The organism is Curvibacter lanceolatus ATCC 14669 (assembly GCF_000381265.1).
GTDB classification, from domain to species: Bacteria; Pseudomonadota; Gammaproteobacteria; order Burkholderiales; family Burkholderiaceae_C; genus Curvibacter; species Curvibacter lanceolatus.
This window is the reverse complement of sequence record NZ_KB906294.1, coordinates 1-19,225: the sequence shown is the minus strand read 5'-3', so window position 1 is coordinate 19,225 and position 19,225 is coordinate 1. Positions and strand designations below refer to the sequence as shown.

Here is a 19,225-nt window from a genome sequence, read left to right as displayed (position 1 = left end):
TCCTGCAGGACGAGGGTCTTGCTGAAGACCACCGTGCCGGCGGGCTTGTCTTTGACGGTGACCGACAGCGTGGCGCCGTCCAGGCCGTAGCAGGCAATTGCATTGAAGAAGCCCGGGCGCAGCACATAGGTCAGGGGTGATGCGATGCGCCCCTGGGTACTGACCTCGGTGTCAAACGCCGCCCAACGGGCGGTGGGGCCCGCATCCAACCAGTACTCGGCATCGACCTCAGGCAGCACCGTGCGACCCGCGGCCACGGCTTTGACGCATTCGTAAATGCGGTGCGTGGCCTTGCGGATGCGGCGATCACCCAGGGCGCAGGCCGCACCAGACACCCATTCGACTTCGCCGACCGCGGGCTCGGCAATGTTGCAGTCGGCCAGCATGGCCTCGGTGATCGTCAAGGGAACCAAGATATTCATTGGGTGTGGTCCTCCACCAGGGCCATGGGCACGGCCCCGCCCTCGGGGTTGCCATTGGTGGCATCCGCAGTGCGCCGGGCCTGGGCTTCGAGCTGGGCGGTCTGAGCCCGCAGGGCCTGCACCTCGGCGATCAGGCGGGTGAGCAGTTCGGCGGTGGCACCATCCGTTTGAGGTAGCGCGTGAGCGGCCGGGTTGTAGGCCGGGTTGTAGGCTTTCGGCACGATGGCTTCACCCTCGTGGATCAAGGCCAGCATGTCCTGGGGCACGTAGTTGGTGCCCACCGCAAAGCGGGGCACGCCCACCGATTCCGCGGCCCTGAGCAGGTCTTCGTAGCGGAAGCCCGCTACGGTGGCCAGGTCGCTCAAGGTGGCACCGCTGGCCTGCGTGGCCTCGAGTAAGCCTTTCACATTGCCCGTGCCGGTGAACTGCTGCGCCAGAGTGGCGAGGCTGTCCAGGCGAGAGATCTCTGCAGGGTCGGTGACGCCCACCGTGAAGGCACCAGCGCCCAGGTTCACCTCGCGGCTGTACTTGGTGGAAGGGGTGGTTCCATTGCCTCCATTGCCACCACCACCGACGGTGAAGCCACCGGACGAGGTGCCCGAGGAGGCACCGCCCGAACCGCCACCGGAGCCCCCTCCCCCGACCGTGAACTGCGCCCCAGGATCAGTGACCTGCACCCCGGGCTTCGTGGCCGAGGCGCTGTCCTCCTGCTCGCCGAGCAGAGCGCCGGCCAGTTTCTCCAGGGCGTTGCTGACGCTCAGCACGCTGGTATCAATGCCGCGCAACGCATCCACCTGGTCTTTTGCGTTGGAGAGGATCTTGTCCAGGCTCGCGAGCTGGTCCTCGGCCGTGGCGAGCTGCTGCTCGGCGACCGACTTCTGCACACCGGTCAGGTCCTTGAGCTCGGAGAGCTTGCCCGCCAGCGTGAGCTGCGCCCGCTGCTGCTCAAACGCCGAGCCGAACTGGCTGGAGTCCAGGCCCGAGCGGGCGGCCGTGATGGCGTCGCTCAGACTGGTGGAATCCGGCAGGTAGCCCGTGCTGCGGGCAGTGCCGAGCGCCTGGTCGATGAACTGCAGGCCCGCGAGGGCGCTTTGCGCCTGGGTGGCCTCCACAGCGTTGTACAGCTCGGTGACGTGCCCCTTCAGGGTGTTGAAGAGGGAACCCAGGGTGTTGACCGATTCCTGGGCCACCTGCTTGGCGGCCTGCAGGCGGTTTTTCTCGGAAGCCAGGGCACGTTCCAGAGAGGCGTAGGCGGCATCGGTCGCGGCTTGGAGGGCCTTCTTTTTGGCGTCCGCCGCGGCCTCGGCCTGGGCCTTGTCGGCATCGGCCTTGGCTTGCGTGGCTTTGGCCGCATCTTCGGCGCTGGGGGTCACGCTGGCAAAGGCATCAGCCACGTTCATGAGCGTGGCGTAGGCCTTGCGGCCGGACTCGGTGCTCAGATCCTGGGCCTCGACCAGGGCGCGGAAGGCTTCGCGGGTCTTGGGGGTAGACAGGCCCACGCTTTGCAGGGCCGCACTCACACTGCCCAGGGTCTGGGCGTTTCTTTCGTCCTGGGTGTAGAAGTTCTCGTAGTAGCCGCTGATCTTCTGGTTCAGGGCGTCAATGCCACCGGCCAGGTTGATGAGGCCGTCGGCCGCGTCAAACGAGAGGTCTTTGAGCGACTTGAGCGGCAGAGCACCTGCCAGGGTGCGCAGGGCCTCGACGGACGCGATCTGGCTGTTGATCTCGGTGATGAGCTTGGTGGCTTCGTCATCGCTGAGTTTCTCGGCATCGATGTCCTTGAGCTTGGCCGCGATCGACTGCGGAATGTCTTGCGCGGCCTGCGGGGCCTGGATCGTGGACTGCTTGAGGTCCAGGGTGAAGTTGGACACCGCGGTGGCCATGTCGGGGCTGCGCGTGCTGCTGGTCTCGTACAGGGTGCCCGAGTAGTTGCTGCCCTGGCCGGACTCGCCGAAGGCCGCACCCGTGTTCAGGCTGCCACCGGCAAACACCCCACCCCGGCCATTGCCCGAGGTTTCGAGGCCGGCATGGTAGTCGGTGAGATAGGCCTTGCTGCCCAGGCCCTTGAGCATGGCATTGATGCTCTCGGCCGTGCTGGACACCGCCTTGCGTGTTGCGTCTTCGCGCTCGCCCATGCCGTCAGCCTCGAGCAGGTAGGCCTGGCCGTTGGTGACTTTGACGCCGGTGGAGTTGTTGCGGTTGTACTGCTGGCCGACCTCGGTGTAGGTCTCGTCGCGCCGGTTGTTCTTGACCTTGCCGTCGTAGGCGACACCGTATTGGCCACCGGAGCGGGTCTCTCCACCATTCATGCTGGAGAGCAATGAATAGGCCGCCAGGGCCATGCCGACGTACGGAATGGCCGTGCCAATGGAGGTGCCCAGGCCAGCAGCCCCTGCAGCACCGGCCCCCATGCCGCCGGCCTGGGCCGCAGCCACCGCCGCAGCGCTGGACGACCCGGCCCCCAGGCCCATGGAGACCCCCATGGCAGCGTTACCAGCCGTGGTGCCGAAGAGTGCACCAACCCCACTGCCGATGAGACCGGCCCCGCCGTACAAGTTGGAGGCGCTGCCGGCCAGGTTCAGAAGGCCGCTGGAGCCTCCGCCGAGGCTACCCGCCAAGCCACCGAGACCGCCCCCGAGCCCACCCAGCACATTGGCCGTGATGTTGACCACCCAGCGCCGGATGGTGAGCTGGTACAGCATGTCCAGGACACTCGCCTTGATCGTGGCGCCGATTTTTTCAAACGCCGACTGGCCACCCTGGAACACATTGGTCCAGACGCTTTGCGCGGTGTGGTCCACCGAGTTGATGATGTCGGTCAGGGTGTTGAGCTCGGACTTGGCCAGGGCCGTGGAGCGAGCGATGGCAGCGGCTGCCTGGGCCTGGTCGACCAGGCGGGCCTTGTCCTCGGCCGAGGCGCCCGAGCGATCAATCGCGGCAAGCTGCTTGGCGAGCTCGAGCTCGACCTTGCGCACCGCCACGATCTTCTCGCGCTCGCGGGTGGTCTGCCCCAGCAGCCCCACCTCGTCGGTGTACAGCAGGGCCTCTTCTTCGACCTTGCGGGTGTATTCCTCCTGGGCCTGGGCCAGGGTTTTGTAATCCTTCACGCGGCTGGCGGTCAGCAGGCGTTCTTGCTCGGCCACCTGGGCCCGGAGTTCCGCCACGTAGTCGGGTCTGAAGGAATCGCTGCTGTCGGCCTCCTGCAGCTTGAGCTTCATCTGCTCGAGGCGGAACTCCTCGATCGCGGTCTTGCCCTTGCCCCAGACCGCATTGGCGGCTTCGAGCTCGCTGGCTTGCTGGCCAATGGCGGCAGCCGCCTTGCGTGTGTCGGCCACCAGGGCGTCGTAGGCCTTTTGCGAGTCGGCCACGGCCTGGGCCTGTTTTTCTTGTTCGGTGCGGCTGGCCTGCACCTGCACATAGCGCTGGGCCTCGACCAGGGCCGCTTCCTTGTTGGCCCGGGCCACGCCCGAGATGCTGGTCTTGAGGTCTTCCTGGATGCGGGCGACGAGCTTCTCGCTGTCGGAGAGCTTGGCACCCTCGATGCCGCGTTCCTTGATTCGCGCGGTGAGGGTTTCTTCTTCCTTGATCAGGGCGCGGATGCGGGCGACTTCGTTTTCTCCGGCGCCGGCTGCCGTGCTGGGCGTTTTTTCTTTGTACTTGTCACGGATGTTCTGGATCAGGCTGTCGCGCTCTTTGGCGCTGATCTCACCATCGGCCGCCTGGTACTGGGCCTGCACCTTGGCGATTTCCTGGCGCATCTTGAGCTCGTTGCCCAAGAACTTGGCTTGCTCGGTGTCGAAGGCCGCCCGGGCCTTGAGGCGCTCGTTGCCATCAGCCAGGGCCTTGCTGTTTTGTTCCTGGGCATAGGTGGTGGCCGCGACCGCCGCCGCCTGGGCCTGCAGGGCCGGCAGGATCTCTTTGGAGACCACCGTGTCATCGAACATGCCCCGGATGGCCTGGGACAGGCTGGCATTTTTGAGGCCATTGCCGCGCATGGCCTCATTGATCTGGGCATTGATGGAAGCCAGCTGGTCCGTGGGCGTGGCGCTGCGCCCCAGGTCCATGATCACGTCGCCGGCCATCTTGGCGGCATCCTTGATGCCGAGCCAAGCCCGCTCGACATAGCCCAGGTTCTGCAGAATGGACTGCGCCCGCTGCTCGGTCATAGCCGCGTAGGCGTCCTGCGCGACCTTGGCCGCCTCGGTGGCTCGGCCCTGGTCTTCCAAGGCCTTGATCTGCTTGTACAGGGCGACCGTCAGGTAATTGGTCGACTCATTCAGTTTGAGAGACGCCTGCAGCGGCGCTTCACCGAGCTGAGCAAAGGCCTTGGCGGTCTCGGCGACCGAGGTGCCCACGGCCCGCTCCATGTCCAGCGCGGACCGGGTGTAGGTTTGCAGGCTTTCGCCGGCCACCCGGCCGGTGCTGGCTATTTCAATCAAGGCGGCCGAGGCGGCCGACTGCGTGCCCTGCATGACCGCCAGACCCCGGGCCATGTCCTGCATCTGGCCCGCGGTGACGCCCGCGGCATTGCCCGACAAGGTGATGGCCTTCTGGAAAGCGGAGGCTTCCTGGCTGCCCTGGTAGTAGGCCAGGCCCAGACCCGCCACCGCCGCAATGGCCAGGTTGGTGGGCGTGATGAGGCCACCGATGTAGGTGCCCAGGGCCTTGGTGGCATTGCCCACCCCACCGAACATGTCCTTGAGCTGCCCGCCCTGCTGCATCAAGACGGTCAGGGGCTTTTGCCCGGCCTGCAGGCTGACCACGATGTCGGTGACCTGGGCCGGCACCATGCGCATCGCTGCTGCCGTTTGCGCGGCCGAGGCACCGAGCTGCTGCATGGGGGCCGTGGCCTGGCCCAGGCCCTGGCCCAAGCTGTTCGCCTGGGCTTGCGCGGCCTTCATGTTGGCGACGAAGGCCTGCAGCGCCTGGGCGGTCTGGTCGTCCGCGGTCAGGACGATGGTGGTGTTGGGGTTGGTCATGGGGCCAGCCGGATTTCAAGAGCCACGGGCTTTGCGGTGCTCGGCCTGGTAGGCGTGCATTTCTTGCAGCCAGGCCGCCTCGAGCATTTCCAAACACTGGAAGAGGTCGACGCACTGGGCATCATCGAGGCCATAGGCCAGCTCGTAGCGGTGCAGCGTGGACCAGTCCATGCCCAGGAAGTGCAGCGCCCCGTCCGGGCCCATGAGCGCCCGCCACGCAAACTGCATGCGCCGGAAGATGGCCAGAGGGATCTGGTTGTCAGGAAAGACATTCAGGGACGGGGGCTCGGTGAGTTGCTGGAGAAGGGCGAGGTGCTTGCCAAAGCCCAAGCGGCTGGCGGCGGCTTCATCGGGGGGCTGCGCTCCGCGCACCAGGACGCGGGCGCAGTCCTTTAGTTTTTTGCGCGGGCCTTGCTGTTCCAGTGGGCGTCGCGGTAGGCATCGAAGATCTCGCGCGGGGCGCGGTGGAAGCGGCTGATCAGGAGCTGCACGTTCTCAGGCTTGAAGGGCCGGCCCGGGGCCTTCCAGTCGTTGATGAGGAGACCCAGGATCTCGGCATCGGTCTTGCCCTCGATGTCCGTGGGCAGGGCCTCCATCTCTTCGCGGGTGCGGTACTTGAATTCCAGAGGCAGCACCTGGTCGGGCTGGGTGCCCGGGGTGGTCAGGGTGACGTCGATCCAGAAGGTGGCGGGCAGGTCGAAGGTGAAGGGGATGGCGGCGGAGGCCACAGTGGCAGCGGCAGAGGCAATAGCGGTCGGGTTCATGGTGCAGAGTTGGGGTCAGTGGGAGGTTGGAACGCACGGGAGTGACACCCCGTGCGAGGGACGTGCAGATCAGGCGATCGGGCGAACTGGATCAGTTCGGGTACACCGTGGGCATGTTCTGGGCCTCGATCGAGACCTTGGTCTGCACCACGCCCTGGGCCTGGCCCGTGGGCACGCCGGCCGCAGCCACATAGCCCAGCAGGAGCATCTTTGCGCCCGTGCCAAAGCGCAATCGCACGGCCCGCATGCTCTTGGCCTTGTAGGCCTTGTTGCACTCCACAAAGCCCGGATCGGCCAGATCGAAGATGTTGTCCATGCCAAACGACAGCGGGCTCACGATGGTGGGCACGCGCTTGCGCACGTTGTCGTGGATGGTGGTGACGTCCGCAAACTCCGGGTCGCCACCCGAGACGTTCACGCTCTGCACGGTGGCAAAGCTCGCACCGAAGGTGACGACCTGGAAGCTGCCAGCCACCAGGCTGTCGTAGGTGCTGGTGTCTTCGTTTTCCAGCTCGAAGGTCTTTGCCGCGGGGTTGACGTTGGCGATGCGGAACAGGCGTTTGTCGACCTGGTACATGCCCTGGGCGGCCATCAAGATGATGTCGCCCACGTTGGGGTCGACGGCGCCCGAGTACTTGGCCACGCCCGTGGCGGCTTTGCTGATGCTGACCAGGGTGATGGCGGCACCCAGGCCGGTTTGCACGTCAATGCCGACGTTGCTCCAGAAGATGGCTTGTCCCATGAAGGTTTCCTTTGAAGGTAAGAAGTGAGGAAGTGGGAGGGATGGACAGGGGTTAGAAGGGCTGGACCGAGGCCGGGGCGCTGGCATGGCGCACCAAGAGGGTCACCGTGGCGCAGGCGGTCTGATCGCCGTCCACGTCGTAGTCCACGCTCAGGCTGTGCGGGCTCACGCCACCGGCCACACCGCCCAGACTCGGGTCCTGCTGCAGCCGGGTGTAGACCCGGGCCAGCAGGTCATCCACGGCCTCGTCGGCCGGCGCCAGGGTGTTGCCGCGGGCGTAGCACTCGACCGTGACGGCCGTGCCCCAGACCATGACCGCGCCCTGCCCCACCGAGGTGTCGGGGTCCGAGCCCGCCAGGCGCACCACCACGGCGGCGCCGTCTTGCTGGGTCAAGGGGCGCAGCCGGGTGCGGTACACCTTGGGGGCCACCGCAGGGGCGGCCTGCAGGGTGGCTACCATGGCTTGGACGGCCTGAAGAAAGATCGTGGTGCTCTGATTCATGCCAGCTCCAGCAGCAGGTGGGTTTCTCCGGTGCCGTCGTTGCGGGCATCGGCGATGAGGTAGGCCTGGCCGTCCACCGTCACGCGCAGGCCCACCGGGTTGGCCGGGACCTGGACCGTGGGCAGGGCGAGTGCCGGTTGTGACGAGGCCATGCCCAGGGCGCCAACCTGGCCCGCGGCGTAGCCGTTGGCAAAGATGGCGTCCACCCTCACGTTTCCGTTTTCGTCTTCTATGGAGGCGGCACTGTTCGACAGCCGGCGGAATGCGGCGGCTGCAGTGCGGGCCTCCAGGAGGGCGAAGGGCTTGGGCATGGCGCAGGTCACCCGTTTAAATGCTGATGCCGTTCAGACGCACGCGGGCCGTGGTCTCGTTGGCCGCCTTGGGCGAGAGCAGCGCACCGATCAGGGCGTTGCCCGCGGCCGTCACCGTCACGCGCCGGTTGGCGTTGTCCCAGTACGCCTTGGTGCCGGCTGCGCCCACATCGGCGCTCAGCGCGTTCAAGTCGTAGACGCCGATCAGGTTGGTCTCGACCGAGGCGCCGGCCGCCGCTGCGCTGGTGGCCACGCCAAACAGTGCGCCGACCTGCAGGCCGTCGCCGCCGTTGACGGCATAGGGGGCCGGCAGGGGCACGGTGTCGCCGGACTGGATGAAGTTTTTCATTTGAGGTTTTCCTGGTTGGCTTGGGTGGTGGGCTTCAGAGGTGGCGGTGCTTTAACCGCCGGCTGCCTTGTAGAGGCCGCGGTGCTCGATGGCCTTGGCGGCGAAGTCTTCGCGGCACTTGTAGGAAACGCCGTCGCTCTCAAAGCCCACCTCGGTCTCGATCACCGGGCCTTCGGCGCCGTCCAGGTAGCAGTACTCCACCGTGTCGACCTGGGCATTGCTGGCGGCCAGGTACCAGGCCGTGGTGCTGTTGCCGTCCAGCAGGGGTTCCACAATGGGTTCCAGCGAGGTGCGGCCACCGCTGCGGAACTCGTTCACATCGGCCTGGCGGGCCGGCACGTAGTTGCTGCTGGTGAGCTGGTAAGCGGTCTGCTCCAGGCTGGCGGGCACGATGAGGTAAGACGGGGCAATGCCCAGCTCTTCACCGGCCAGGCCCTTTTGCAGGCGCATGGCGGTGCGGCCCGCCGACAGGGCCGTGAACTGCAGGGCAGAACCCGCGCCGGTGCCCAGGTTGCCGTGGTCCGCGTGGAAGAGCGTGGTGCCGTCCGAGAGTGCGGCGTTCGCCGTGAGCTGGGCGTAGACGAGGCGGTTTTCCAAACGTCGGGCGGCAAAGCCAAAGGCGCTCACCAGGCGGTCGAAGGCCCGCAGGTCGTCGTTGATGATGGCCTGGCGAGAGAGTGAAACGATGCGGCCATAGGTCAGCACCTGGTAGGACTCGGCGCCATCCTTCATCGAGCCGTACTTGAATTCACCATGCTCGTTGGTGCGCAGAAGATCAGGGGCCGCCGACAAGGCCGTGATCGTGATGTTCTTGAAGTCCGGGGCGTTGGGGGCCCGGCGGGCCCAGAGCGCGTAGGTGCCAGGGTTCTCGTCGTAGGCGCTACGCAGGCGCTTGTTGGCCACGTTGGCAAACAGCGAGGGAAAGTCGCTGGTGGTGTTCATGCCACCAGCTCGGAAGTGCAGCATGCGGGTGGCGAGCGTCAAACGATCCATGCCGCGGGTGCTGACGCCGTGGCCTTCCAAGAAGTCGCGGCCCAGCTCCAGCAGGCTCATGCCCCGGTACTGGCGGCCGTTGTCGTCAAGCTGGGTTTGAGCTGCGACCCGGTGCAGGATGGCCTGCTCGATGCCGGCCATGCGGGTTTGCATCTCATCGCGCACGGTCTGGATCTGCCCACCCTGGACATTTCGGTGGCCACCGCTGGCGGCATCACGGCGGGCCAGTTCATCGAGCACCGAGCTGCGGGCTTGCTCGACCGAGTTGCCTGAGCGAATCAGGCCGGCGGCCAAATGGGCCACACCATGGCGGGCGCAGAGATCGGTGATGTCTGCGGCGGCCGAGGCGGCAGCAATGGCTGCCTGGCTCACGGCTTGGGCTGAGGCATCGCCCAGGCTGCGCTGGGCCGTGGTGCCAGCTTCGGGGGCTGCACCTTGGGCTGCGGGCGAAGAAGACGACGACGAAGTGGGGGCCGTGGCGGTGCTGCCGCCGGCTTCAGTGCTCTGAGGCATGGAGGAATCCTTTCGGGTTTGGGTTTCGGCGGAGAGGCCCACCGTGGGCTGGGAATGGGCGCGGGTCTCGATGAACTCGCAGGGGAAGGTGCGAAGCTGGAAAGACTGGTCTGCCGAGGCGGCGCCATCGGTGCCAGGGGCAGAAGCTGTGCCTGCGGCGGATCGGATCTGGCTGTCCATGTCGGCGGGGATTGGGACCAGGGAGACCTCGTAGGGCTCCCAATCGACCACGCGGTAACGCCACAGCTCGCCCTCATTGGCTGGGGCCACCATCTCGATGCGGTGGCGCACATAACCCACTGACACATTGCGGATGATTCCGTCGGCCACGTCTTGCACGTAGCCGGCCACAGACTCACGGCGCGAGAACGTGGCGCTGCAGGTGCCCTGGCCGTTTTGAATAAGGGGGTTCTCAACCACGCCGAGCTGGGCCTCAAGGCTCCACTGGCTGTGGGTGTTCAGGAGCGGCGCCCCCCGGCGCAAACGGTCCAGGCGAATGGCACCCTCTTCCACCACCAGTTCTTCGACATAGGCCCGGTCGCGGTACCAGTCAAAGCACTTCACGCCCGCACCGGTGGTGAAGACGATTTGCGCGGTGGCGAGGGGGGAGGATTCAGAGGCGGAGCTGTCCGCCTGGGAGCGCTGGAAGCCGCGCAGTTCCATCTGGCGGCCAGCGAGTGGCAGGGCCTCGCGGCGGGTCTGGATCTCAGGGGTTGGGGTCTCGGACATGCACTGATCGTGCTGTCCGAGTTGTTCCAAATCTATAAAAATTGAGACAACTTTTTGCTTACGTCATCCGGGGGATTTGGCACACGTGAGCCACTGAACATGCGCTAGAGCTGCAGCGAACTCACTCCCGTTCGACATACAGAATACGGCAGGAGACGTTCGGTATCACCGTTCAACCTTAGAACCCTGCTGGCCAAGGGCGGATCGTGGAGCGATGCTTGCTGAAGGCTGTTATCGGCAAGAACAGCCGTCGGCATTTTGCCAGAGCGGACGCTCAATGTCTGAAATGAGCGGCCTCGCGTGGCTTTATGCGCGAGGACCGCTTGATTTTTGATTCGGCGGCTTTGGCCTAGCCAGGATTAGAGATGCCAACTTTGGGTTCGATTTCTTTCAGATAATCCATGAGCGCCTTGAATTGCTTCTTGGTGACAGCGAGCGGATACCCGGCTGGCTCAGACCTTAAGATGTCGTGGTGGTCTACGTTGAGAAGACCGCTTCTCAAGTACTCGTTGTAATCCTCCATCGACATGTCTCCCATGGTTTGAATGTCGACGGCGACAACATCTTGCTTCATGGTGAAGGTTTTGTAGGACATTGGTGCTCCAAAATTATCGTCAGAAGGATGTTAAGTTGGACCGTCACCGGTTAATCGCATTGATCATGTTCATGATGTCTGACGCTATCTTATTTTCGAAACTATTTCCTTGAAAATTGACAGTTCCGGTATTGAACACGTTCACTACCAGCCCGTCAGGGAAGTCAATTTTTGTCTGCAACGCAGTTGGATGGGACACCTTTGCAGTTGGGTGCTTCTTGGAAATGAAGTCGAACAGCATCTCAGTGTTGTTGCATTTGATTGTCATAGCTTTCTCAGGGTGATTTACGACTCAAGGGTACAAAGGCAGACGCCGCTGACAAGACGCCCAACGTTGGAATTCAGCCGACGGCGAAAAACGCAGTCTTTTGAGATCGACTGGAATTACTTGTTATACCTCACTCTGCTCACTTGTTTCTCGAAACTCCCCCAAAGACACAGGGGCGACGCTAGGGACGGTCTTACATGGGCGTGTCCAGAAGAGCAAGATTCGGCGGCATGAAGGTCTGAAGGGTTTGCACGAACGTTACTCGTCGCGCTAAAAAAGGGGGATCTACTTGCTCGGCAGGACTAACAGTCAATGACATGACAACTCCGAATGATGTGAGAAAGCAATTTTTCCGGTGCATTTGATGAGTTGGGACAGATGAGCGAGGGACCGTACCAGGCATTCTGCCTACGCTATCAAGGCTATGTCCCGCCTTCGATATGAAGAGTCCATGGCATACCTGGGTGTTCTCGGCGAGCTAGCGCGTTCATGCCCGTTATTTCGTCAGGGCATCGACGTTGATGGCCTCGAGGAAGTTGAAGCGACTGAACGAACGTCCACCAACGCGGTTCAGGTAGGCCAGAGTGCTCTCAGAGTTAATCAGCTTGGCCTTGAGTTCAGCGCCAGAGCGCACCCCGATGGCTGCGTGGATGCCATTGCGAGTTGTTTCGTCTGAGGCCCGCAGGAAAACAGGATGCTTGTTCCCATAGGACGCATAGATGGACGTGCGCGGCGCCCAGTACGAGATCCACCCTTCAGAATTCTCGCGACCGACGGCGAGTGACTTCAGCGCAAGGAACACATCGGCCTCCATCAGCTCGTTAAAGGACGTTTTTTCGGCAGAGCAGCGTTCCTTTAGCAGGTCAGATGACACGGACACCCGATTGAGTTGCAACCGCCGATTGCGATTCTCCTCCAGCGATACAAGATGTGCATCGAAGATAATGAAGCGCGCCGTGGTCATTTCCCGTTGACTGCCGCGAACAATGTAGGTTGCATCAACCAAACGGCGCAAGGTTCTCCAACGCTCGTGCCGAAGAAGCGCCACTGTTTGGATGAGAAATGCTTCCAACGCAAAGAACTTGTAGAAGTCGACCCAGCCGGGGTAGTAGGTGCCTGCGCTTTCTGGCGGTCCAAAGTGTGCTCCGATACCCTCCATCAGCTTAATGAAGGGGCCAATCGCGCCAGGGTCATCGCCCGAGAAAGCCGCGACGGCCTCCACGTATTCAGCGACTTGGTCGCGCAGGCCTGCGGTACCGGTGATGGCCTGGTAGACACCTTCGTCGTAGTCGTTGCCATCCGGCGTGACGTACAGCTTGTTAAGCTCGGTTAGTACGCCTTTGACGAAGAGCGTCTCCAGTCCCTGTCGGTTGGGCTTGCCGTCTTGAATGGCCCGGACCGCGGCACCTAACTCCCTGACGTAGCTTGTGCCGCCATTGGAGATAAAGGCGGGTGCCCCGCCGAGCCTGGGCTTCTGATGGAAGGGTTGCTCGTAGATGAGCCGGAGAAGTTGGTCGAGCCCCTCGCCGTACCGCTCCTCTGACGACACGTCAATGTAGATGAGACCCTTCATGAAGACAGGGAGGCACGGCTGGCCATCATCGTCGTACTCGCAAACGATGGGGATAAACTTGGTCTGCTTGACCTTACCGTAGAGCTCTTGGGAGATGATCTGCGATTCGGTTCCGACGCCGCCAGCTCGGTTGTTCGCCTTCTCCTGATACATGCGGTCGCAAAGGACGAGAACCTTGAGAACTTCAGTGTCGACAACCATCGATTCCATGAAGACGTACTTGTCTTGACCGGGCTTGAGGTCCCACTTGTCCAAGATTGCGTCGACGCCATGATTGCGAAGTGACGTCGCCAGGTCTATGACGAATTGCTCGTGCTCGACGCTTGTCCAGCTGTACGAAATGAAAACTTTTGGGTGCTCGGTCGTCGCGCTCATGGTCACTTCCTACCTTGATTTTCGGTGGAACGTATTCTCGCGCAGACCTCGATGAGCCTATGTTTCTGACGACAGCCAGCACCGCAGAATTGGCACAGAAGCAGACCTTCGCGGTCGCGCCAACCAGAAGCAAAATTGAGTATTAAGCTATTCGTCGAGCGCCTCACTGGGTCTTCGAAAGCGACTATCGTAGAGGTGAAAATTAGAAGAATTTTTCACAAGTGTTCTATTTCCAGTAGTATAGGGTCGCTCACCCCAGGTGAAAAAATTTAGCATGACGCTCAACTTCGCTTCCTTTGGTCACTGGACGCTACGTGATAAATTTGCGCAGCACCGACTAGCCTTATGTCGGGCTTCATTAGATTTATTTCACCTTCATCAACCAAAAATCACTACTAACCCGCCATGACCGAACGTTATATAGAGTTTCTTGTTGACCCAGCCGGCAAGTCACCCCGCAACCTACAAGACTCCATCCGTCGCGTACTTAATGCCTCAGCAGGTTTCAAACAAAGCTGGTTGGGCGGCGATCAGCAAGATGCCTACGAAACTAGCCAAGAAGCATTCGAGCACCTTGACTACATTCAAAATGAATTACTAAGACAGCGTGATGTACTAAAAAGGGACCATGCTGCATGGCCAACATCGCCGTTTAATGCAACCCTCGCCAACACAGTTGGAAAAATTCTCAACAACGTCACGACTACTGATTGCGCGTGGTTTTTAGGACTACCCCCGGGCCAAGGCGGGATGCCGACTGGTACTACACCAACGCCACTCACACTTGAAAAGGCTTTAAACAAACTCAAGCATCGAGATACGAGTGCATTAAATTTTTCTTTGCCTGCCTCCGGTAGCCACATCCTTTATCTGTTTACCAACGGAGGAATGGGTCAGCCTGACTCTATTTCTGAAATTGACATTGCAAACTTCTGTTCCGCGTGCAAGTCAGCCGCGCAGCACGTATGACATCCAACTTCTCAGTGCACCGAACCGCCTGCAAGCTAGCACGCCCGCAGGTTCCCTCTGAGTTTCGCGTTCCAGCAACCGGGTACCTCAAACGTTAGGAAACAAGGATAACCCTATGATCCTGTATAAGTACATGAGCAACCGCTCTTTCCTATCTAATCTGATGGTTAGATTCACCCCTCCCAATGAACTCAACGATCCACGCGAATTAGCGCCGAGAATTCATATTAAAAATCCAGATCAATATGCAGACGCAATAATTGCTCGCAACTTTCAACCTGGATACATTCGTTTACTTTTGGAAAACCCGACCATGACAGAAGCCGAGGCACTATCACGCTGCAGAGCCGCCTCGAAGCAAATTTTTCAGAAATATCGCTCCAATGATGAGGACATTTCGAAGATGATGTTTGATATCGTCACAAGAACAACAAACGAGAATATAGGCATATTTTCCCTGACCGAAACGAACAACAATGAACTAATGTGGGCCCATTATGCAAACAGTCACACAGGCTTTGCGGTTGGCTTTGATACTGAAACAAACTTCTTCTCCAGAAGATCAAATGACCCAAAGCTATGCGGCGAATTGACTAACGTTTTTTACTCGGATAAGGCGCCAACAGTTTACTTTGAACCAGGAGTTATGGAGATTCCCAAAAATCTTTTTTTTACAAAAACCACGAAGTGGTCTTATGAAAGAGAGTGGCGATTGATTCGCATGCTTTCTGCCGCCGACTCCGTAGTCGATAACAAGATTCATCTATTTAAAGTCGATCCACCATCTGTCGTTAGCATTATTTTCGGGCAAAAATTCCCCGAAGCCGAAAAAGAGTCGATCAAAAATGAACTCATCAAAATCGCACCAAACGTATCCTTCGCGAACGCCGGATTCAATCACAAAGGAGAGTTTGTTGTTTCCTAAAATTATTCAAGCGAACTGCCTTTGGCAGCCGCTGAATTCAAACGCTGAGCATCCCCCCCCCCGTCACCAGCTGCTCCTGGCCGTTCTCGGCGCCTGAAGCGGTCAATCATGGTTGTCATGTGCAGAAAATTTGCGGCTTGAGCCTTGCCACACCCCGTCGATCACTGAGCGCTTTTCCCTGCCGATTGGGACGCTTGGGCCTGCCCCATCCCCATCGTCCTCCCCTTCTGCAACATCATCAGAAAGTCCAGCGTCCCATCCCGCTGCAGCCTCTCAAAGTCGGCCTTGTACTCCGTAAAGAACAGCTCCGGCTCCATGCCCCGACGGCGCAGGCTTTCACTGATGGTGCACAGCCCGCCCGCGATCGCATCGAGCTCGGCCGCCACGTCCTGCACCGGGTTCACGTAATCCCACTTCGGCGTCGCCCAGTCGCAAGAGTAATCCGGATGCTTCAGGATGTTGGCCAGCACCGCTGCATCAATGAAGGCCCGCCAGATGGGCTCGCACAGCCCCGGGATCAGCGTGAGCCACTGCAATTGCTCAGCGTTGCGCCGGTACTCCAGGATGGCCACGCGGGCGCTGCTGAAGTTCACCTCACGCACGTCCCCCGTGAGCATCTCGTAGGTAATGCCCATGCCGGCGGCGATCAGGTGCAACTGCAGCTTCACGTAGTCCACATAGCCCGGCACCGCATTGGGCTGGACGGTCGTGATGTTCAGGCCCGAGGGCACCTGGATGATGGAGCCGCTGCTCAAGGTGCCCAGGTCGCCTGATTCCGATCTCTGGTCCGGGGTGCGTTGGTCTTCTGGTCCCAGCGGCCCCATGGAATTCACATCGCCGCTGGCGATCACCGACAGGCGCGATTCGAGGTTCTTGCGCTGGGCTTCGGCGTCTTCGTAGAGCTGCAGGTCGCGCACCCGGCTGATGACGGGCGCCAGGCGGGTGAAGCCTCGGCCCTGCCCTGGCCGCTCGGGGTTGAAGAGGTGGATGATGCGTTCGGCCGGCACCGGGCTGCTGCTGGTCCTGGCCAGGCGCGGGCCCAGGACTTCGCCAGGGTGCTGGTCAAACAGCCAATACGCCACCCGCTTGCCCAGTGGGTCGTACTCGATGCCGTTGATGATGGTGTTCGCCCCATGGCTGCCCACCTTGGAACTGTCGAGCCAATCGATCTCCAGCAACTGGAGCTGCAGGGGCACCGGCAGGCCATCGCTGGGCCGGCGGGCCCGCAGGCGCACCAGCACCTCGCCGTCTTGCTCCATGGCCCGGTACGCGGCCGCCTGCAGGCCGCCCAGGTTGCGAACGCCATCGGCATCGGCCACCTTGGACCATTCCTGCCAGAGCGCGGTGATGCGCTTGGCATCCTTGCCCAGGCTGCGCGGGTTGATGCCGGTGCCGATGACGTTGGCCACCATGGAGCCCAAGCCCCGCGCCACGTAGGGGGTGTTCTTGACCAGGGAGCGGGCCCGCACGCGCAAAGTGGCGGCATCGGCCCGGTGGTCGGTATCGGCACTGGCACCGGCCCGGCGGGGCCGCCAGCCATCACGGGTGCTGGCCCCTTCGTAGGCCCGCTGCAGCAGCTCACGGGCTTGGTGGCGGCGCAGGCCGGCCTGGGGGTTGAAGGCGCCGATCAGGCGATCGAGAAGATTGGCCATGTTCCATCACTCCCGCGAGGTGGAGAAGCCGACACGCCAGGCGCCGGGGTTGCGGGGCGAGCTGGCCCGGGTCAGGAGGCTTGCGATGTGCTCACGGGCAGACTTGAGCTCGCCTATGCTGCGGTAGCGCACCTTGCGCAGGCCGTTGGGGCCGTGGATCTCCACTTCCAGCTCGCCGGTGGCAATGGCGGTGTCGATGTTGTCCAGGTCGGTTTGGGTGTAGGCCATAGGGGGTAGAGGTAGAAGTCCGGGTAGTTGCCCGGCCAACTTATCCAGACTGCTGTTCCATTTCTATAAAAGCTGGAACTGTTTGCATCAGAAGTCGGGCTGCTTGACGATGCGATAGACCGTGGAGCGGCTGATCTTGAGCACCTCGGCGACCTCGGCCACGTTGCGGCCATTGAAGAGGCGCTTTACCTCGCTCACCCGCCTCTCACGCTCAGACTTGGCGACCGTGGGGATGTAGTTCAGGGACCCGGCGAACTCGTTTCGCAGCTCGTTCTCGAGCTGGTTCAATTTTCCGAGGGCTTGCACTTCCTGAGGCAACCTGGCCTCCAGGTACGACAAGATCCGATCAACCAGATCGGCTTCGGTGTGGACAGGCATTTCCGGCCGTTGTTGAAGAGGGGTCATATTTCTGGTGGGCTTGAGAGGGCACACGTCGATTTCGTTACCGCGCCGTCGCCAAGGCCTGCGCATACGCCTGGCGGTAGTTGTTCAGGAGATGCGCATCCGCGATCCGCTGCCCCACCGCCTCAAACGCCAGGCGCTTGCGGTAATTGGCCGCCGTCACGTAGATCAGCACCGGGGTGACCTGGCGGCCCATGAACTCGCGCTGGTACACGCCCGGGCGCAGGCCCTTGGCACCCGGCATCACCACAAAGAAGCGCCCACCGGCCCGGCGCTGGGCGGCGATCTTGCTGCGGGCGTCGGTGGACATGTTGCGCGTGAAGCCCGCCGTGAGGGTGACCCGCAACTGGCTCAGGATCTGGATGATCTGGCCCGAGCTCATGTTGCCGAAGGCATCGAGCCGGGCCCCTGCGCCGGGCACCGCGTACCAGCCCTTGGGCATCTGGCCCGTGATCTGCAGGGCACGCTCAAAGCGCTTGAGGGTGCGTTGCCCGCCCACGATGTGGGGCAGCATGTAGCGGGTGGCCGGGGTGCCCGCATTGGACGTGGCGCGTTCGTCCTTGAGCCAAACCGTGGCCTCCAGGTTCTTGGAGGTGGCCGCGCGGATGAAGAGGCTGTTCAGGGTGTAGGGCGTGGGCCGATCGATGGTGCGCTGGATCTCGGAGCGCAGGCCGTCGCGCACCTGGGTGGCCGTGGTGTTGAGGGCCGCTTTCAGGGCAAAGCGGGTTTGCTTGGCCAGCTCGCCCACCAGTTTGGCGGGGTCGGGGAAGTTGATTTGGGCGTGGATTTTCATAATGAGGCTGGCGGGTCACCAGGCGCGGGTGAAGGTGGGTGCCGGGGAGCGGCGGCGGGCGTAGCCGCGGTCTTGAGGTTCTTCGGTGCGTGGTGGGCTGGGCTGCGGGGCCACTGAGATGGCCGGGGCCGGTGTTCTGGCAGGCAGCGGCGCACTGAACAGATCCGCATTCACCGGCTGCACCGCCGCCTCGATCTGCTGCCACTTGCGGTCGCTGTGGTGGTGCAGCCCGATGCTCATGGCCGAGTGCAGGGCGTAGTTGCGGCAGTCCAGCACCTCGTTGCGCGGGCGGCGCTTGACCCAGCGGTAGGTATCGCGCCCATTGAGCTTGGCCAGGATGCGCTGCTCGGCCGTGAGCTGCTCGAACCATTCGCGCGGCAGGTCCTGGCTGAAGTGCACGTAGCCCGGGCCCGGGGTGGGGATGGCGAGCTGGCCCAGCAGCAGGTCTTTGGCGGTGTCGACACCCACATTCCACAGCTTCACGCCCTGGGGCCATTTCTGGCCATTCCAGTTGATGTCCTGGATGCTGGCCGGGCCCAGCACGGGCACGCCCTCTTCGCCTCGGCCTTTGACGGCCCTGAGGCACGGGAGCTGGTGCTGGTTCTTGCGCACCCAGTTGTACACGGCTTGGGTCTGGTCGCTGGAGTCGATGGAGATGCCCGAGAGTCCCAGGCTGCCCGCGTGATACGCCTGGGGGTAGCGTCTCTGCAGGTAGGTGGTGACCTGCTGCCAGTCCTCTTCGCTGGCCGGGTTGCCTTCGATGATGTGGTGGTCCACGGGCCAGGACTCCAGGCCCCGGGCCCAGGCCCAGACGGCGATCTCCCAGCGGTTGCGCTGCACGTCCACCCCAGCGGTGAGCACCAGGCCGCCCACGGGCACCTGGCACAGGGGGAAGGCTTCGGCCCGGGCCTGCAGGGCGTGTTCGTCGCTGCGCTCGCCTTTGACCTCCCAGGTCTCGCCCAGGGTTTCGTTGACGAAGAGCTGCATGGGGCCTGGGTCCCCCTTCTCCAGGGCCGAGACAGCCTCTTCAAACTCTTTGACGATGCTGGCCCAGCTGCGCTGGGGGCTGTAGGCCGCCCAGACCTGCACGCCCAGGGTTTTGGGGGGCCGGGTGGGCGTGCCCTGGCTGTCGCGCCAGATG

At 62.3% G+C, this 19,225-nt stretch carries 17 protein-coding genes and 1 pseudogene; 2 read left to right on the top strand and 16 right to left on the bottom strand.

Translation table 11 applies throughout. The features are described from left to right. From F624_RS0131195 to F624_RS0131140, 11 genes and pseudogenes are all read right to left on the bottom strand, one after another. A pseudogene (locus F624_RS0131195) lies at window positions 1-422 on the bottom strand (hypothetical protein); the annotation flags it as partial. After that, on the bottom strand, window positions 419-5,401 hold the full coding sequence (locus tag F624_RS33785; RefSeq protein WP_019578294.1) for a phage tail length tape measure family protein: 4,983 nt from the start codon (window positions 5,399-5,401) through the stop codon (window positions 419-421). The pseudogene F624_RS0131195 and the gene F624_RS33785, both read right to left, overlap by 4 nt. A 15-nt stretch (window positions 5,402-5,416) precedes the next feature. Further along, a complete protein-coding gene (locus tag F624_RS0131185) occupies window positions 5,417-5,773 on the bottom strand; it encodes a DUF1799 domain-containing protein (protein ID WP_019578293.1) in 357 nt (118 codons plus the stop codon). A 20-nt stretch (window positions 5,774-5,793) separates the two neighbouring features. Further along, window positions 5,794-6,165 carry a phage tail assembly chaperone gene (locus F624_RS0131180; protein WP_084679879.1) on the bottom strand — a complete coding sequence of 124 codons (372 nt, stop codon included), beginning with the start codon at window positions 6,163-6,165 and terminating at the stop codon, window positions 5,794-5,796. Between the two features lie 91 nt (window positions 6,166-6,256). Then, complete coding sequence (locus F624_RS0131175; RefSeq protein ID WP_019578291.1) at window positions 6,257-6,907, bottom strand: phage tail tube protein; 651 nt, start codon at window positions 6,905-6,907, stop codon at window positions 6,257-6,259. Window positions 6,908-6,959: 52 nt separating this feature from the next. Beyond that, window positions 6,960-7,409: a hypothetical protein gene (locus F624_RS0131170; RefSeq protein WP_019578290.1), complete on the bottom strand. Its 450-nt coding sequence runs from the start codon at window positions 7,407-7,409 to the stop codon at window positions 6,960-6,962. After that, window positions 7,406-7,720 carry a head-tail joining protein gene (locus tag F624_RS0131165; RefSeq protein ID WP_019578289.1) on the bottom strand — a complete coding sequence of 105 codons (315 nt, stop codon included), beginning with the start codon at window positions 7,718-7,720 and terminating at the stop codon, window positions 7,406-7,408. The genes F624_RS0131170 and F624_RS0131165 overlap by 4 nt, the downstream gene beginning before the upstream one ends. Before the next feature lie 16 nt (window positions 7,721-7,736). Then, a complete protein-coding gene (locus F624_RS0131160) occupies window positions 7,737-8,069 on the bottom strand; it encodes a DUF2190 family protein (RefSeq protein WP_019578288.1) in 333 nt (110 codons plus the stop codon). Between the two features lie 51 nt (window positions 8,070-8,120). Further along, complete coding sequence (locus F624_RS0131155) at window positions 8,121-10,304, bottom strand: prohead protease/major capsid protein fusion protein (protein WP_019578287.1); 2,184 nt, start codon at window positions 10,302-10,304, stop codon at window positions 8,121-8,123. Between the two features lie 349 nt (window positions 10,305-10,653). Beyond that, on the bottom strand, window positions 10,654-10,899 hold the full coding sequence (locus F624_RS0131150) for an SH2 domain-containing protein (protein WP_019578286.1): 246 nt from the start codon (window positions 10,897-10,899) through the stop codon (window positions 10,654-10,656). Between the two features lie 764 nt (window positions 10,900-11,663). Continuing rightward, window positions 11,664-13,115 (bottom strand): SEFIR domain-containing protein, encoded by a 1,452-nt coding sequence (locus F624_RS0131140; protein ID WP_019578284.1) that lies wholly within the window; start codon window positions 13,113-13,115, stop codon window positions 11,664-11,666. A gap of 405 nt (window positions 13,116-13,520) precedes the next feature. On the opposite strand from F624_RS0131140, the gene F624_RS35230 reads away from it, so the two are divergent. Together F624_RS35230 and F624_RS34535 are read left to right on the top strand one after the other, a co-directional pair. Beyond that, on the top strand, window positions 13,521-14,084 hold the full coding sequence (locus F624_RS35230) for a hypothetical protein (protein ID WP_157443725.1): 564 nt from the start codon (window positions 13,521-13,523) through the stop codon (window positions 14,082-14,084). A 115-nt stretch (window positions 14,085-14,199) separates the two neighbouring features. After that, window positions 14,200-15,009, top strand: coding sequence for a DUF2971 domain-containing protein (locus F624_RS34535; protein ID WP_084679877.1), 810 nt, complete (start codon window positions 14,200-14,202; stop codon window positions 15,007-15,009). 161 nt (window positions 15,010-15,170) lie between these two features. Here F624_RS34535 and F624_RS0131135 read toward each other — a convergent pair whose 3' ends face one another. The 5 genes from F624_RS0131135 to F624_RS0131115 all read right to left on the bottom strand — a co-directional run. Next, window positions 15,171-16,661, bottom strand: coding sequence for a phage portal protein (locus F624_RS0131135; protein ID WP_019578283.1), 1,491 nt, complete (start codon window positions 16,659-16,661; stop codon window positions 15,171-15,173). A 6-nt stretch (window positions 16,662-16,667) separates the two neighbouring features. Beyond that, window positions 16,668-16,889 (bottom strand): phage head-tail joining protein, encoded by a 222-nt coding sequence (locus tag F624_RS33015; protein WP_019578282.1) that lies wholly within the window; start codon window positions 16,887-16,889, stop codon window positions 16,668-16,670. Window positions 16,890-16,976: 87 nt separating this feature from the next. Continuing rightward, complete coding sequence (locus F624_RS0131125) at window positions 16,977-17,267, bottom strand: Mor transcription activator family protein (protein WP_019578281.1); 291 nt, start codon at window positions 17,265-17,267, stop codon at window positions 16,977-16,979. Window positions 17,268-17,331: 64 nt separating this feature from the next. Continuing rightward, window positions 17,332-18,084: a hypothetical protein gene (locus F624_RS0131120; protein WP_019578280.1), complete on the bottom strand. Its 753-nt coding sequence runs from the start codon at window positions 18,082-18,084 to the stop codon at window positions 17,332-17,334. A 15-nt stretch (window positions 18,085-18,099) separates the two neighbouring features. After that, a partial coding sequence (locus tag F624_RS0131115; RefSeq protein ID WP_019578279.1) for a terminase gpA endonuclease subunit occupies window positions 18,100-19,225 on the bottom strand: 1,126 nt, incomplete at its 5' end.